Source organism: Martelella sp. FLE1502, from assembly GCF_053484255.1.
The window spans coordinates 306,820-320,135 of sequence record NZ_JBAKFQ010000001.1; the positions used below are offsets into that span (position 1 = coordinate 306,820).

At 62.2% G+C, this 13,316-nt stretch carries 13 protein-coding genes; all 13 read right to left on the minus strand.

From position 1 onward, the window contains the following. Nucleotides 1-96 precede the first annotated feature (96 nt). The 13 genes from V6767_RS01395 to V6767_RS01455 all read right to left on the minus strand — a co-directional run bounded on the left by V6767_RS01395 (nucleotide 97) and on the right by V6767_RS01455 (nucleotide 13,310). Complete coding sequence (locus V6767_RS01395; RefSeq protein ID WP_448471770.1) at nucleotides 97-555, minus strand: cytochrome c-type biogenesis protein; 459 nt, start codon at nucleotides 553-555, stop codon at nucleotides 97-99. Further along, on the minus strand, nucleotides 552-2,546 hold the full coding sequence (locus V6767_RS01400) for a heme lyase CcmF/NrfE family subunit (RefSeq protein ID WP_448471771.1): 1,995 nt from the start codon (nucleotides 2,544-2,546) through the stop codon (nucleotides 552-554). The genes V6767_RS01395 and V6767_RS01400 overlap by 4 nt, the downstream gene beginning before the upstream one ends. Then, nucleotides 2,543-2,992 (minus strand): cytochrome c maturation protein CcmE, encoded by a 450-nt coding sequence (gene ccmE / locus V6767_RS01405; protein ID WP_448471772.1) that lies wholly within the window; start codon nucleotides 2,990-2,992, stop codon nucleotides 2,543-2,545. Before ccmE ends, V6767_RS01400 begins: the two co-directional genes overlap by 4 nt. Then, the gene (ccmI, locus tag V6767_RS01410) at nucleotides 2,989-4,125 is read right to left on the minus strand and encodes a c-type cytochrome biogenesis protein CcmI (RefSeq protein WP_448471773.1); all 1,137 of its coding nucleotides are present in this window, start codon (nucleotides 4,123-4,125) and stop codon (nucleotides 2,989-2,991) included. The genes ccmE and ccmI overlap by 4 nt, the downstream gene beginning before the upstream one ends. Before the next feature lie 111 nt (nucleotides 4,126-4,236). Continuing rightward, complete coding sequence (locus V6767_RS01415; RefSeq protein WP_448471774.1) at nucleotides 4,237-4,677, minus strand: hypothetical protein; 441 nt, start codon at nucleotides 4,675-4,677, stop codon at nucleotides 4,237-4,239. Nucleotides 4,678-4,785: 108 nt separating this feature from the next. After that, nucleotides 4,786-6,165, minus strand: coding sequence for a sensor histidine kinase (locus V6767_RS01420; RefSeq protein WP_448471775.1), 1,380 nt, complete (start codon nucleotides 6,163-6,165; stop codon nucleotides 4,786-4,788). After that, complete coding sequence (locus V6767_RS01425) at nucleotides 6,162-6,824, minus strand: response regulator transcription factor (protein ID WP_347445684.1); 663 nt, start codon at nucleotides 6,822-6,824, stop codon at nucleotides 6,162-6,164. The genes V6767_RS01420 and V6767_RS01425 overlap by 4 nt, the downstream gene beginning before the upstream one ends. 39 nt (nucleotides 6,825-6,863) lie before the next feature. After that, on the minus strand, nucleotides 6,864-7,106 hold the full coding sequence (locus V6767_RS01430; RefSeq protein ID WP_448466833.1) for a hypothetical protein: 243 nt from the start codon (nucleotides 7,104-7,106) through the stop codon (nucleotides 6,864-6,866). A 181-nt stretch (nucleotides 7,107-7,287) separates the two neighbouring features. Then, the gene (locus tag V6767_RS01435) at nucleotides 7,288-7,494 is read right to left on the minus strand and encodes a hypothetical protein (RefSeq protein ID WP_448429765.1); all 207 of its coding nucleotides are present in this window, start codon (nucleotides 7,492-7,494) and stop codon (nucleotides 7,288-7,290) included. A gap of 16 nt (nucleotides 7,495-7,510) precedes the next feature. Beyond that, a complete protein-coding gene (locus tag V6767_RS01440; RefSeq protein ID WP_448471776.1) occupies nucleotides 7,511-11,350 on the minus strand; it encodes a baseplate multidomain protein megatron in 3,840 nt (1,279 codons plus the stop codon). A gap of 9 nt (nucleotides 11,351-11,359) precedes the next feature. After that, nucleotides 11,360-11,797 carry an NlpC/P60 family protein gene (locus tag V6767_RS01445; protein ID WP_448471777.1) on the minus strand — a complete coding sequence of 146 codons (438 nt, stop codon included), beginning with the start codon at nucleotides 11,795-11,797 and terminating at the stop codon, nucleotides 11,360-11,362. Next, a complete protein-coding gene (locus V6767_RS01450) occupies nucleotides 11,794-12,684 on the minus strand; it encodes a DUF2163 domain-containing protein (protein ID WP_448471778.1) in 891 nt (296 codons plus the stop codon). The genes V6767_RS01445 and V6767_RS01450 overlap by 4 nt, the downstream gene beginning before the upstream one ends. Then, on the minus strand, nucleotides 12,681-13,310 hold the full coding sequence (locus V6767_RS01455) for a phage distal tail protein, Rcc01695 family (RefSeq protein ID WP_448471779.1): 630 nt from the start codon (nucleotides 13,308-13,310) through the stop codon (nucleotides 12,681-12,683). Before V6767_RS01455 ends, V6767_RS01450 begins: the two co-directional genes overlap by 4 nt. Nucleotides 13,311-13,316: the final 6 nt, after the last annotated feature.

Below are 13,316 nucleotides of genomic sequence, written 5' to 3' on the forward strand. Positions count from 1 at the left end.
TTTCCTCTGGTGTCGATGGTTGAATGATTTCATATCGAATAGAGGGACTATAAAAGCTGGGACCTTACAAAACACTGTCCGCCAGATGACGGTTTGTTAATGGTCGTCCGTCTCGGACAAAATCTTCTCCAGCCGCTCCTCCTCCTGGCGGGAGAGCGGTCTGTCAGCACCGCGGCGAGCGGCCGCAAGCCGCCACAAACCGATGGCGCCCAACAGGATGAGAAGGGCCGGCGCGCCCCATAGAAGCCAGGTATGCGGCGAAAAGCGGGGCTTCAGCAGAACAAACTCGCCATAGCGCGAAACGACATAATCGATGACCTCGTCATCACTGTCGCCGGCTTCCAGCCTGCTTCGCACCAGAAGGCGCAGATCGCGGGCGAGGTCGGCATTGGAATCGTCGATGGATTGGTTCTGACAGACCATGCAGCGAAGCTCCGCGGAAATCTCCCGCGCGCGCGCTTCCAGCGCGGGATCGCTCAGCATCTCGTCGGGCTCGACGGCAGACGCCCCGATCGGGAGCAGCACGGCAAAAACCAAGACAACAAGCCGAATCATTCAGCGGCTCCCAGGGCTTGCGCTGGCTGCGTTCTTTTCTTGCTCAGCGCCGGCGCGCCAATGCGCAAACGCCGATCGGAAAGCGAGACAACCCCGCCGACAGCCATCAGCACGAATCCAAGCCAGATGCACAGAATGAAGGGCTTCCACCACACCCGCACGACCCAGGCACCATCCTGACGCGGGTCGCCAAGCGAAATATAAAGCTGGCTGGGACCGAAGGTCCTGATGCCCGCCTCGGTCGTCGGCGTATTGCTCGAAGGATAGAGCCGTTTGGCCGAGTGCACCACGCCGGATGCCCTCCCGTCCGCGCTGATCGCAAATGTTCCGCGCTCATCTGTGTAATTGGGGCCACGCACGGTTTCGACACCCTCAAAAGTCACCGTATAGCCGCTCAATGCGACCTCGGACCCCGGCGTCATCTCCAGCACGGCTTCTGTTTCGTAAAGCGAAACCGCCAATATGCCCAACACACTCACGCCGAGACCAAGATGCGCAAGCGCCGCGCCGAAGGCCGAGCGCGGCAGGCCCTTGAAACGCGGCCATGCCTTCGAAAACGGCAGACGGAAAAACCCCGAGCGGGTCCAGATATCCGACAGCGCTCCAAAGATAAGCCAGAAGGCGATCGCAATGCCGGGCACGGCCAGAACCGGTCCGCCTTCATGGAAATAGACGAAGACCGCGGCGAAGATCAGCGCCAGGACCGCCGCGACCATGAGACGCTCCGACGCAGCCTTCAGGTCTCCTCTTTTCCACGAAAGCATCGGCCCGAAGGGGACGGCCAGCAGCAACGGGATCATCAACAACCCGAAGGTCAGGTTGAAGAAGGGCGGACCCACCGAGATTTTCTCTCCGGTGAGCGTCTCCAGAAACAGCGGATAGAGCGTTCCGATCAGCACCGTGCCGGCGGCGACAGTCAGAATCAGATTGTTGAAGACCAGAGCGCCTTCCCGCGAGATCGGCGAGAACAGGCCTCCCGCGCGCAAAAGCGGCACCCTCAACGCAAACAGCGTCAGTGCGCCGCCGATGAAGAACGCAAGAATGGCCAGAATGAAAACGCCGCGGGTCGGGTCCGTCGCAAAGGCGTGGACCGAGGTGAGAACGCCGGAGCGAACGAGAAACGTCCCGAGAAGCGAAAGCGAAAATGTCAGGATCGACAGCAGCACGGTCCAGATTTTCAGGGCCTCGCGCTTCTCCATGACGAGAGCCGAATGCAGCAGTGCCGTGCCCGCCAGCCAAGGCATGAAGGATGCATTTTCGACCGGGTCCCAGAACCACCATCCGCCCCAGCCCAGTTCGTAATAGGCCCAGTAGGAGCCCATCGCGATGCCGGCGGTCAGAAACAGCCAGGCAAGCAGCGCCCATGGCCGCACCCAAAGCGCCCAGGCCGAGTCGATCCGCCCGCTGACCAGCGCCGCGACCGAGAACGAGAAACAGACCGAAAAGCCGACATAGCCCAGATAGAGAAGCGGCGGATGAATGGCGAGGCCGATATCCTGCAGGATCGGATTGAGTTCCCGCCCCTCTGCGGGAACGGGGAAGACGCGGCTGAACGGATTGGAAGTGAGAAGAATGAAAAGGATGAAAGCCGTGGCAATCAGGGCCTGGATGGCAAGTACATTGGCTCGAAGATCGGCGGGCAGATTGCGCCCGAAGGCCGCCACCAGCGCGCTGAAAAACGTCAGGATCAGCAGCCAAAGCAGCATGGAGCCTTCATGATTGCCCCAGACGCCCGAAAACTTGTAGATCAGCGGCATCAGCGAATGCGAGTTTTCCCAGACATTGCGCACGGAAAAATCGGAGAGAAGATAACTCCTGATCAGAATGGCGAACGACAGTGCCACCAGCGCGAACAGGGTCAGCGAGCCGCTGCGCGCAATGCCCATCAAGGCCATGTTCTGCGTCCGCGCGCCCGCAAGCGGCAGCGTCGCCGTCAGAACGGAGACTGCCAGAGCGAGGATCAGCGCATAGAGTCCGAGTTCAACGGTCAAGGTGTGCCGCCCCCCTCACCTTCCCATACGCCCTCGGCCTTCAGACGGTCGGCGACCTCTTTAGGCATGTAGTTCTCGTCATGTTTGGCAAGCACGGTGTCGGCGCGGAAAATCCCGTCCGGTCCCATCCGTCCTTCGGTTACCACGCCCTGCCCTTCGCGGAAAAGGTCAGGCAGAATGCCCGCGTAGCGCACCTCAACGGAAGAATTGCCGTCGGTAACGGCAAAGGCAACGCCCGCCCCTTCCGCGCCCCGGACCGAACCGTCCTCGACGAGCCCGCCAAGCCTTATCCGCGTTTCGGAACTGACGGGATTTTCGGCAAAATCAGATGGCATAAAAAAGTAGGAGACGCTGCGGCTCAGCGCAAAAAGCACCAGCAGAACCGCGATCGCGATAAAAGCCACCCCGCCGCCGATAACAGCGAGCCTTTTTTGCTTGCGCGTCATGATCTTCCTCCCGAAAGCGCAAGTTCCGCCGCAAGCTGCTCAAGCCGCTGGCCGGCGGGGCTCTCCGCCCCGAAATAGGCCAGCGCGGCATCGTACGCGGTATTTGCATCATCCTCCCGACCCAGCACCGCGTAGGAGCGGATCAACCGCATCCAGCCTTCAATATCGTCGGGCTCCTGTTCAAGGCGTTGCGCCAGCCCCGAGACCATGCCCTCGACCATTTCAGCACGCTGCTGCGGCGATAGGGCGGCCGCCGCATCGATGTCCTGCTGATCGGGCCCGAACGCCGGCGCGCCCGTCTGCGCCAATCGACCTCGATTCAAGGCGATGTGCCGCTCGATCACGTCGCGTCCGGTGGCGTTCTCCGGCATTTTTTCCAGCAAGGCGTCGAAGCGCTCGAGCGCGGCCTGGTGGTTCCCGGCCTGCTCATCCGCCAGCGCAATATAATATCCGGCCCTGACATTGTCCGGCGACAATGCTTCGGCGTCACGAAATGCCTCAAGCGCCTCGTCATTGACGAAGCCCGATTCGAGCGACACAAGCGTCTCGCCGAGCCCCATAAGTCGCTCCGGGTTCGGGCCGGAAATCCTTATGGCATTGGCATAGGCTTCATAAGCGCGATCAAGCCTGTTTTCGCGCAGATAGACCGGCGCGATCACGTCCCACCCCCGACCATCATCGGGATTTTGAGCGAGATGCCGTTCGACCTGCGCGACAAGGACCGCAAGCTCCGGATTCTCCGAATTGAGGCGGGCCGACAACGGATAGTCCTTCGCGCCGGGCGCGCCCAGGAGGGGATAGGCAACGCCCGCCACAATCAGCGCAGCAAATACGCATGCCGCTGTTGCGATACGATGGCGCGCGGCAACGCCCCGCAGCGCGGTGGCTCTGTCCGCCGCCTTCGCTTCCGAGGCCATCAGCCTTCGCCCGATTTCTGCACGGGAGGAAAGATAGGCATTCTCGTCGATAAGGCCGTCTCGCCGTTCCCGATCTAGTTCTTTCAGTTGGGAGCGATAGACCGGGTCCGGCCCGGCGGCGACCGCATCTGTCGGCGCGTCCCGCCGGAACAACGGTACGGCAACCGCAAAAGCCGCGGCAAGCGTCAGGACAATGGCGGCAAGCGTGAATATCATGTCGTCTTCGTACGCCACCACCGCGAAAATTCCAACAGTTCAAAACATCAGGCGGCGAACCTGCCTCAAAACGTCGCACTTCGGCTGGCCATCCCGCAAGACGCCGCTGAGTTAATCGAGGAGGCTCCACGAACCGGCAGCTTCGCGGCAGGCGGCCCCTCGACCGACAAACTCACGGCCATCGGCCACAATGCGCTGCGTATATTGCCGGCAATTCTGGTCACCGACCTGATAGGGGCTTGCCGCAGTCACAGAGCCGCGCGCGCCCTGTCCCTGCCAGTTGACGGCTTCCCCCGCCGGCGCCGCCGCCAGGGCGTATTGCTCGGCCTGCAGCGCCTTGGCTTGATCGAAAGAAGACAATGTAATGCCGGCGCGCTGCACCAACCCGCCATTCAGCGCCGCCGACTGTGCAGCTGCCTGTGCCGCCACGGGCTGAGGAGCGACCGCCGCTCCACGGCCACCGGTTGCCGAACAGCCTGAGATCATGAGAACGACAGCAATCAATTGCCAATTTCGTATCACGAGTTTTCCCGTCATATTGTTTTGCGTCATCAGAGAAAGCGTTGAGCAGAAAGAATGGTTCCCCGATCCACAGCGCTCCCGCTATATCGTCGCTAAGCACAGAATGTGGCCATAATTCGCATGAGGGGTCGCGATCAACTATTTCCTGCTTTTGGCCGGAAGAACAACGCGCGCGTGCAGGCCGGAACGCTCAAGTCCGGTCAGTTCGAATCGACCGCCATAGGCCTGTACGATATCATCAACGATCGACAGGCCAAGGCCGGAGCCCGCCCCGCTCTCGTCCAGCCTGTTGCCGCGCTTCATTGCCCTTCGGATTTCATCGGGCGTCAGGCCCGGCCCGTCATCCTTCACGATGATCTCGGCCCACTCTCCAGGCTCAGCGGCATCCACCCGCCGTTGCGCGCTCACATGAACCTCGTTCTCGGCAAATCGAGCAGCGTTTTCCAGAAGGTTGCCGACAACCTCCTCGAGGTCGTGCTGCTCTGTTGCCAGAAGAAGACCCTGCTCGCAGGTCAGCACGAAGGATTTCTCGGGGTTCAGCCGCCGCATCACCCGCACGAGCCGTTCAAGCACCGGCTCCGCCTCACAGCGCGTCAGGACCGATTCGGTCTGGGCAGCGATGCGCGCCCGGTTCAGATAGGCCTGAACCTGGGCCTGCATCATCACCACTTGCGAAGCGATGAGCTTGCCTTCCTTCTCGGCCATGCCCTGGGCCTCGTTTAAAAGCACCGCAATCGGCGTCTTCAGGGAGTGCGCGAGATTGCCGACCTGCATCCGCGCCCGCTCGACGATTGCCCTGTTGTTTGCCAGCAAGGCATTGATTTCATCGGCAAGCGGTTGAATTTCCACCGGAAACTGCCCGCGCATCTCGCCCTCGCCCTCCTCGGAAATATGGCGCAAAGCCACACGAGCCCGGTCGAGCGGGCGCAGCGCCCACAAAATGATGAGGCCATTGAGGAGAATACTCGCAATCCCGAAAAGGGCGAGCGCTATGTAGAGCCGCTGCGAAAACCAGCGTACGTCATTGTCAACCGCATCGCGATTGCCCGACACCCGGATCCGGGTTGCCCGGTCCTTCTCGTCCATCACGACAACGGTTTCGATCACCGCCAGGTCATTATTGTTGTCGTCGCGAACGATATAGGTGCGGCGATAATTGCCGTCATAGGGAACTTCGCTCTCAGGGGTAACCGGCAGGTCTTGCGCGCCGAGAGAGGGCGATTGCAGCGACTTTTTGGATTTGTCGTAAAGCGGATCGACAACCCAGTACCATCCGGTCTGCGGCTGCTGATAGTTCAGATTGCCAAGCTGGGGAGATCCCTTGAGTTCGCCCTCATCATCAATCGACACCGAGTTGATCACATTGAACATTTCGGCTTGCAGAAGCTGCCGGAAGCCGCGCTCTGCGGCATTGCGATAAAGCGCCGAAATCACGATCGCGATCACAAGAAGCGCGATCGCGAACCATACGGTCGTCAGTGCGAGCGAACGGAGGGTAAGGGAGTTCGCAAACCTCATCCCGGCGCCTGCATGCGATAACCGAGGCCGCGCACCGTCTCGATCCAGTCAGCTCCGATTTTCTTGCGAAGTCTGCCAACAAAAACCTCGATCGTGTTGGAATCACGATCGAAATCCTGATCATAAAGATGTTCGGTCAGCTCCGTCCGCGAGACAACCTCCCCCTGATGATGCATCAGGTAGGACAGCAACCGGTATTCGTGCGAGGTCAGCCTCAGTATCTCACCGTCGAGCGTGGCCTTGGAGGCCTTGACGTCAAGTTCGATCGGGCCGCAGGTGATCGTCGCCGCTGCATGACCGGCGGCGCGACGGATCAGCGCCCTGATGCGGGCCATCACCTCTTCGATGTGAAACGGCTTGGTGACATAGTCATCGGCGCCGGCATCGATCCCGGCCACCTTGTCGCTCCAGCGATCGCGCGCCGTCAGGATCAGAACCGGCATGTTGCGACCGGCCTGCCGCCATTTGTCGAGCACCGTCACCCCATCCATCTGGGGCAGACCGATATCGAGTATGACCGCGTCATATGGTTCGGTGTCGCCGAGGAAATGGCCTTCCTCACCGTCATAGGCGCAATCAACCACATAGTCTGAATCCCGCAGCATCTGGGCAAGCTGGCGGTTCAGGTTCTCATCATCTTCGATCAGCAGAATTCGCATTTCAGTTGTCCGCTCTTGCAGGCGCCGGCCTGACAGACTTCAGCTTGCCGGAACGCGGCGGGTAATCTTGCGCGGCGGGCTGCCGTCGCTTGCCGGAACGATCACCGTTACCAGGCACATATTCGGATCGTCCGGCGCGGGCAGAGCGGAAAGCAGATCGCCGCCCGTGCTGGCCGCGACCTGACGCGCGGCGTTTGCGCAGCTGGCGGCGCCGGCCGTTCCACTGTTTCCGCCCAGCAACAAGCCGGTCAGCACCAGAATATATAGAGGTTTCAACGACATCAAATCTTCTTCTTCGCCATCCTGCGCACCATTCGCAAGTCCTTATAAAGATACGTGGCTGAACTCCAAATGAATAGCCCCGTCGAAACGCTTGCAATCTTAATTTCAGCAAAATCGAAAATGATGTACTGGCCGGAGCCCGAAGCTCCGACCAGTCCTGTGTAAAGATGATGGTTTCAAGCTAACGGGTTAGCGACGACTTCGCCGCAATCCGCCCGAACAGCGCGAGCATCCCGCCCGCTGCACCTGCGATCGTGGTAATCGAAGCCGCCAGTTCGCTCTGCGTGCCGTCATCGATATAGATGCCGCCAAGCTGCAGCAGCGGCGCGGCAACCGCCAGCAGAGCGCCCCAAACGGTCTTGGAGAGATACCATTTCTTCACATCCATAGCATTTTCCTTTCTGTCAGTTGGGAAGGTTTATTTCTGCGGTCAGCGGGATGCCGAGCGGCACCTTGCGTCCGAGCTGGCAAAGCCTGACCGTCATCGCGCCGGCCAGCGTCCCGAAGTCGTCGGCCTGATCGCTCGCCGCGTACAGAAATTCCGCAACGCCCATCTCGATACGCCGCACCATTGTCGCGCCGTCGAACAGCTCGAGCCGGTAGCGCTCGATATCCTCGTCCAGCGGTATTTCGGCTGCCGCCCAGTCATCCGCGTCGAGCCGCGATCGCCTGATCCAGCTGAAATGAATGTCCCCGGAGGCCATCCGGCGCGCGCGCAGATGAACCGGCGCAAGCGGCGTCTCTGCCCGCAATCCGCCGGCGAAGACGTAAGGCCCTTTCGGATCCTGCTGCCCATAGGCCGCCTCGATCACGTAATTGCGCGCAAGACCGATGTGGCGCGCGTTCAGGCCGACGGGAATCACCGCATCGCCCAGAACAACCGCGTCGTTGCCCGGCAACGCCCCGGCCATCATGGCGTCTTCGGTCCCGTGAAGCCCCCGCAGCAGTCCGGTGAGCCGCCAGCGCCCTGCTGCTATCTCGACAGCGTTGAGAAAACCGATAATCTCGAAAACGCCGTTACCGGCGCGAACCGCGATCCGGTTGGCTCCGCTCAACACAGCGTCTTTCGAAGCCGAGGAAAGGCCGCCAAAATCGAGGTCGATGACCAGATCCTCGGAGAAGTCAAACCGGCCGCTCACGCCAGGCGACAGCGCCTCCGCCAGACGCGCGGTCCCAGCCGGCCTCTCGATCACCACATTGGCTCCATATCCTTCAGCGGCAGCGGACGAGGAAACAAAAATGCGACGCCATGGCCTCGCAAACGCAGCGATACGAGCAAAGCTCTCCGCCGCGCCGCCGCCGTCGCGGGCTAGATCCAGAAAAACCACCCGCGGCGCAAACCCATCGGACGCATCTTCGTGAACCCGGCCCCGGTCCACAGGCGGAAACCGAGCGCCCGCAAGCGGCGCAAAAGAGCGCGCCTCGATCTTCAGGGTCTCGCCAAGCTCGGCGCGCGTGACCATGAACCGGCCAGCCGGCCCGTCACTGATACGCACAACATCGCCCACTTCCAGACCACGCGCCTGCGGGGACAGATCGATCGAGAGGGTGCTCACCGCAATCCGGTTCTCCCGCAGCATGTCGCCCGCGAGCGAAAGCGCCGTGGTTTCCGGCAGCACCGTGGGCAGCGCATAGCGCAACACCCGGTCATTGACCGCGACAACGCGGCTGGAACGCACATTCGCCTGCTCATAATCGGTGAAGGGGTCGAAGTATGACACCACCGCCTCGCCGGCAAGGTCGCTCTCATGGCTGCGCTTTTCCCTGAAGCGCCCGGCCTCCGCGAGCTCCGCCGTCACGTCGATCGTCGCCGGCGGCAGGCTCGCCCTGAGCCGGGAGCGGAACTGCAGCACGCCGCCGCGTTCGATGGTATCGGCGGAATACAGCGAAAGCAGCGGCTCGATCAAATTGCGGGCGCTGTCGATATCGGCCTGTTGATAGCCCGTCAGATCGCCGTTCAAAAGTCGCACGTCGCAATCGTGGAAACCGTGGTCAGCCAGAAGCGCACGCACCGTGTCGGCAAGCGTCGTCGCCCCCAGCCGTCCGTTCAGCCAGTGGCCGGTTGTCCAGTTGTCGCCATCGGTCCATAGGTCGGAGTTTTGCGGGAAGGCGGGATAGGGCCTGATATCCCAGCACCAGAGGAAAATATGCCCGAAATCGACGGGCGTCTCCACGGTTTCAAACCGGGAAAGCTGCGTCTCCAGAAACCGGCGCTGCTCGGCATCGGAACGCTGTCCGCTCGAAAAATAGGGAAACGCCGATTCCGCCGATTTCGGATCGGCAAAGACATTCGGCTGCCCGGCCCCCTTGTCGACGGCGGCACAACCGAGCTCGGAAAACCAGATCGGCTTCGACATTGGCACCCAGGCCGTCGGCGTCGGCGATTCCGCCCCGCCGACGCGGTTATAATGCGGGTTTGCCCACCAGTTCTGGATGTCCTTGTAGCGATAGACCCAGGGCTTGCCGGCAAGGCCGTCGGTGATCGGCGTTCGCACACGTGCCGCCCGATCCGCATCGCTGGCATAGTACCAGTCATAGCCCTCGCCGCCGGCAACCTGCCCCCAAAAGCCATCCGGATCGTTCGCGACCTTGAATCCATCAGGGTTTTCAGCGCCCAGATCGCTGTCGCGCCAGTCTGAAATCGGCATGTAATTGTCGATGCTGACCGCCGCGATATTGTGGTTCGCCCATAGCGGGTCGAGATTGAAATAGACATCGCCGCTGCCATCGGCGGGATGGTAGCCGAAATACTCGCTCCAGTCGGCGGCATAGGTCACCCGCCCCCTGAGGCCCAGGACAGAGCGCACATCGGCCGCAAGCGCGATTAGCCCTTCCACGAAGGGAAAGGCATCGCTCCCGTCACGCACGGAGGTCAGCCCCCGCATTTCGGAGCCGATAATAAACCCGTCCACGCCGCCTGCGGCACGCGCCAGATGCGCGTAATGCAGAATGAACCGGCGATAGCCCTTGTCATCGCCGGTAAAATTCACCCCGCCGCCAAAGGTGTTGAACTGATGGTTCTCCGCCGTGCCCAGAAACGCCTCCACCTGGGCACGGGCAGAGGCGCTGCGGTCGGTGGTGCCGGGCTGGCCCGGCGCCGGATGACAGCTTATTCGCCCGCGCCAAGGGTAACGCGGCTGCTCGGAGCCGCCATACGGGTCGGGCAAACCATTGCCCGCGGGCACGTCCATCATCAGGAACGGATAGAGATAGACCTCGATACCGCGCGCCTTCAGATCGGCGATCGCCGCGATCAGTCCTTCATCATTGGGCGTGCCGCCATAGGCCGGACCGCCCTCATGCGTGGAAACGATATGCGCCTGGCCGCGGGCAATGCCCGAGACCCGCCAGGGCGTACTCTCTTCCCTCCGGAAGGGCGTTTCCACGCCCGGTTCGATCCGGCATTCCCCTGCCCTCAGGTCAGAGCCGAACCATGCCACCACCAGCGCCACCCGCTCCAGATTGGGGCACAACGCCATCAACTCGTCGATTGAGGCTTCCCAGTCGGTCGCCCGCGTCAGCGTGTTGCGGTTCATGATCCGCTGCTGGCCGCTGCCCAGCGCCTCGGTCACGGGAAACGGACAAAGCCCGTGCTCGGTCGCCCCCGGAATGATCGCGAGCGCTCGGATCTGGCTTTCCAGCGAGCCTGTCGGTTTCAGCACCTCGAACTGGATCACCGGTATCCGGTTGCCGAACGTGTCCAGCGGCAGGCGCTCGAACACGACATAGCAAAGCCCGCGATAGGCCGGAGCATTGCCAGCCCCCTGCTTCGCCTCGATCAGCGGATCGGGCAACTGGCTGTCCGAGCCGGGGTAAAACCGCATCTCGATATTTTCGAGATCGAGTTCGCGACCGTCCGCCCACACGCGTCGGATCGCCGCCACCGGTCCCTCGCAGAGGCCATAGGCAAAGTTACCGAAATAGGCAAAGCTCTCGACCGTCGAGCCCGCGGCCTTGCCGCCGGTGCGCTCCTCGGTCACTTCCTCTTCGAACCGCGTTGCCCAGATCAGCGTTCCGCCGATGCGCGACGTGCCGTAAACCCGGGGGATCGCAGCGCCCTCCTCCGCGCCGCCAATCCGCGCGCTTGAAAGATGGCTACCCTTTACCTTTTGCCCGCCGGAAAAGATAAGGCCGTCCAGCGCATTGCCGGCAAGAGCGCCGATCGCCCGGCCGGCAACCGCACCGAACGGGCCGAGCAGCCCGCCGAACACGGCGCCGGCCGCCTGAAACACGATAGTTGCCATGCTGAAACCTCAATCTCGGTCGGGAAAGCGGAAGACGCCTGCGACCTTGCGCCGCCACGCGGGAACAAGGGCGGAGCGGATCACGCCCGCCTGTTCATAGGAATGGATGAAATGGTCGGGTCCGCACAAAATGCCGGCATGCTTGGCCGAAAACTGCGCCCGCCAGCGGAACAGAAGAATATCGCCCGGCTGCATCGCGCCGATCGCAATCGCCGGCCCGCAATAGCGAAGCGCCGCATCAAGCAGCCGCTCCTCGTTGCTCCGCTCCGCCCAATCAGCGGCATAGGGCGCCGCCTTCTCGGGCGCAAAACCATAGAGCTCCCGCCAGACGCCGCGTATCAGACCGAGGCAATCGCATCCAAGTCCGCATTCGCTTGCCTGGTGGCGATAGGGCGTCCCGAGCCATCTTTCAGCCGCAGCCACGGCCGCGTCGCCAAGCGCCGTCATTTGTAGAGCGCCCGACCGTCATGCTCGCTCTCGCCATTCACATAGGAATAGGCAAAGTCCGCGCCCGGCATATGGGGGAAACCCCGGAAGTTGAGATGGTTGCCGAACTTTGCCCGGCAGGTGGAAAACGACTTGTCGCAGCCCGCCGTCAGCCGCACCGCATCGCCGATCTCCGGCGCCTCCTCCAGCGGTAGCCAGAGCTCCAGCCGCATCGACCCGCCCGCACCCTGATTGGTCTCGATATCCGCTTTCGTGCCGGCAAGCGCCCCGCTCTCGAACGAAAGAACGCCGAACGAAAAGAAGCCCGTAGCAAATGCGCCACCGACCGATACCGTCAACTGCGCATCGCTATCGACCGCGACAACGGTCCCGGTCGCGGTGAACCCCGGCGTGGCCAGATTAAACCCGCATTTCCCGTCTCCGAGCGCGGCATCACAACGGCGCGAGAAGCTGCGCCCCTGCGGCTGGGACAGGCGGTGCGTCACAGACCGCAACTCCGCCGTAAATCCGCCGCCCTCACGGGTCACTTCGCCGATTTCGTGCACATACATCCGCTGGTGTTGCGATGGGTTGCGCCAGTTGACCAGATAGGCCTCCACCCGCGCCCCGTCATACTGCCCGGCCGCCAGCGCTTCCTCGGTTATCGCCGCGCTGGAGAACCCGCCCGCGACCTCGCTGGTGCTGGCCGCAAGCCCCTCCTCCGTCTCGAGGTTCGTCGCCGCAAACCCGCTCGCCGCCAGAAAGGTCGTGGATGCGAAGTGGAGATCGTGGTCGTGTTCGGTAAAGCCCATGACCGTGCCGTCCTTCAGCACCACTCGCCAGCAGGAACACACCGTGGTTGCATCTTCGGAAAGGTGGGCCAGAAGGCCCGCTTCGATCTCCCTCATGGCTTGACCTCCACCAGCGGCACCGATGGCACGCTGCCTGCATTGAACGCCTTCATGTTGATGTCGATGCGGTCGATATCGAAGCGTACCGGAACATCGAATTCATAGCCCGCGAAAATCGCGGCGCCGTTCGCGGGCGGAGCCGCAAACGTCACAAGCCCGCTCGCCGCATCGACGGAAAATCCGGATGCGGCAACGCCATCCACCGAGACCTTCACGCTGTCGGCCACCGGCTTCTGGATCGTTCTGGTCCAGGACGCCGCGCCGTCGCCATAGGTCTTGATCAGTTGAAAGCCCGTCGTCGCGCCGTCTCCGGTCGCAATCCACTGATCGCCGGCTGCCGGTTCGGCAAGCGGCCCGCAGGATTTGAAATCGACCGGATCGCGAAAGCGGAACCCGTAAAGCTGGCCGCCGCGCGCCTCGAAAAATGCCATCAACTCATAAAGATCGGCCACCGAACGCACGGCAGAGCCCGCGTCGTAGGACCGCCGCGAATCCCGCCATCGCTGGTTACGGGACTCGTGACCGTTGGAGAGGTTGACGATATCGGTGCGCCGCACCGGCCCGCCGCTCACCGAGAGTGAAAGGCGCAGCGGAAACCGCACCTCATGAAAACTCGCGCTCATGGCCGC

Excerpts from the sequence above, each read along its gene's own strand:
- V6767_RS01395 (WP_448471770.1), bottom strand. The coding sequence starts at position 555 with ATGATTCGGCTTGTTGTCTTGGTTTTTGCCGTGCTGCTCCCGATCGGG.
- ccmE (WP_448471772.1), bottom strand. The coding sequence starts at position 2,992 with ATGACGCGCAAGCAAAAAAGGCTCGCTGTTATCGGCGGCGGGGTGGCT.
- ccmI (WP_448471773.1), bottom strand. The coding sequence starts at position 4,125 with ATGATATTCACGCTTGCCGCCATTGTCCTGACGCTTGCCGCGGCTTTT.
- V6767_RS01415 (WP_448471774.1), bottom strand. The coding sequence starts at position 4,677 with ATGACGCAAAACAATATGACGGGAAAACTCGTGATACGAAATTGGCAA.
- V6767_RS01420 (WP_448471775.1), bottom strand. The coding sequence starts at position 6,165 with ATGAGGTTTGCGAACTCCCTTACCCTCCGTTCGCTCGCACTGACGACC.
- V6767_RS01425 (WP_347445684.1), bottom strand. The coding sequence starts at position 6,824 with ATGCGAATTCTGCTGATCGAAGATGATGAGAACCTGAACCGCCAGCTT.
- V6767_RS01430 (WP_448466833.1), bottom strand. The coding sequence starts at position 7,106 with ATGTCGTTGAAACCTCTATATATTCTGGTGCTGACCGGCTTGTTGCTG.
- V6767_RS01435 (WP_448429765.1), bottom strand. The coding sequence starts at position 7,494 with ATGGATGTGAAGAAATGGTATCTCTCCAAGACCGTTTGGGGCGCTCTG.
- V6767_RS01440 (WP_448471776.1), bottom strand. The coding sequence starts at position 11,350 with ATGGCAACTATCGTGTTTCAGGCGGCCGGCGCCGTGTTCGGCGGGCTG.
- V6767_RS01445 (WP_448471777.1), bottom strand. The coding sequence starts at position 11,797 with ATGACGGCGCTTGGCGACGCGGCCGTGGCTGCGGCTGAAAGATGGCTC.
- V6767_RS01450 (WP_448471778.1), bottom strand. The coding sequence starts at position 12,684 with ATGAGGGAGATCGAAGCGGGCCTTCTGGCCCACCTTTCCGAAGATGCA.
- V6767_RS01455 (WP_448471779.1), bottom strand. The coding sequence starts at position 13,310 with ATGAGCGCGAGTTTTCATGAGGTGCGGTTTCCGCTGCGCCTTTCACTC.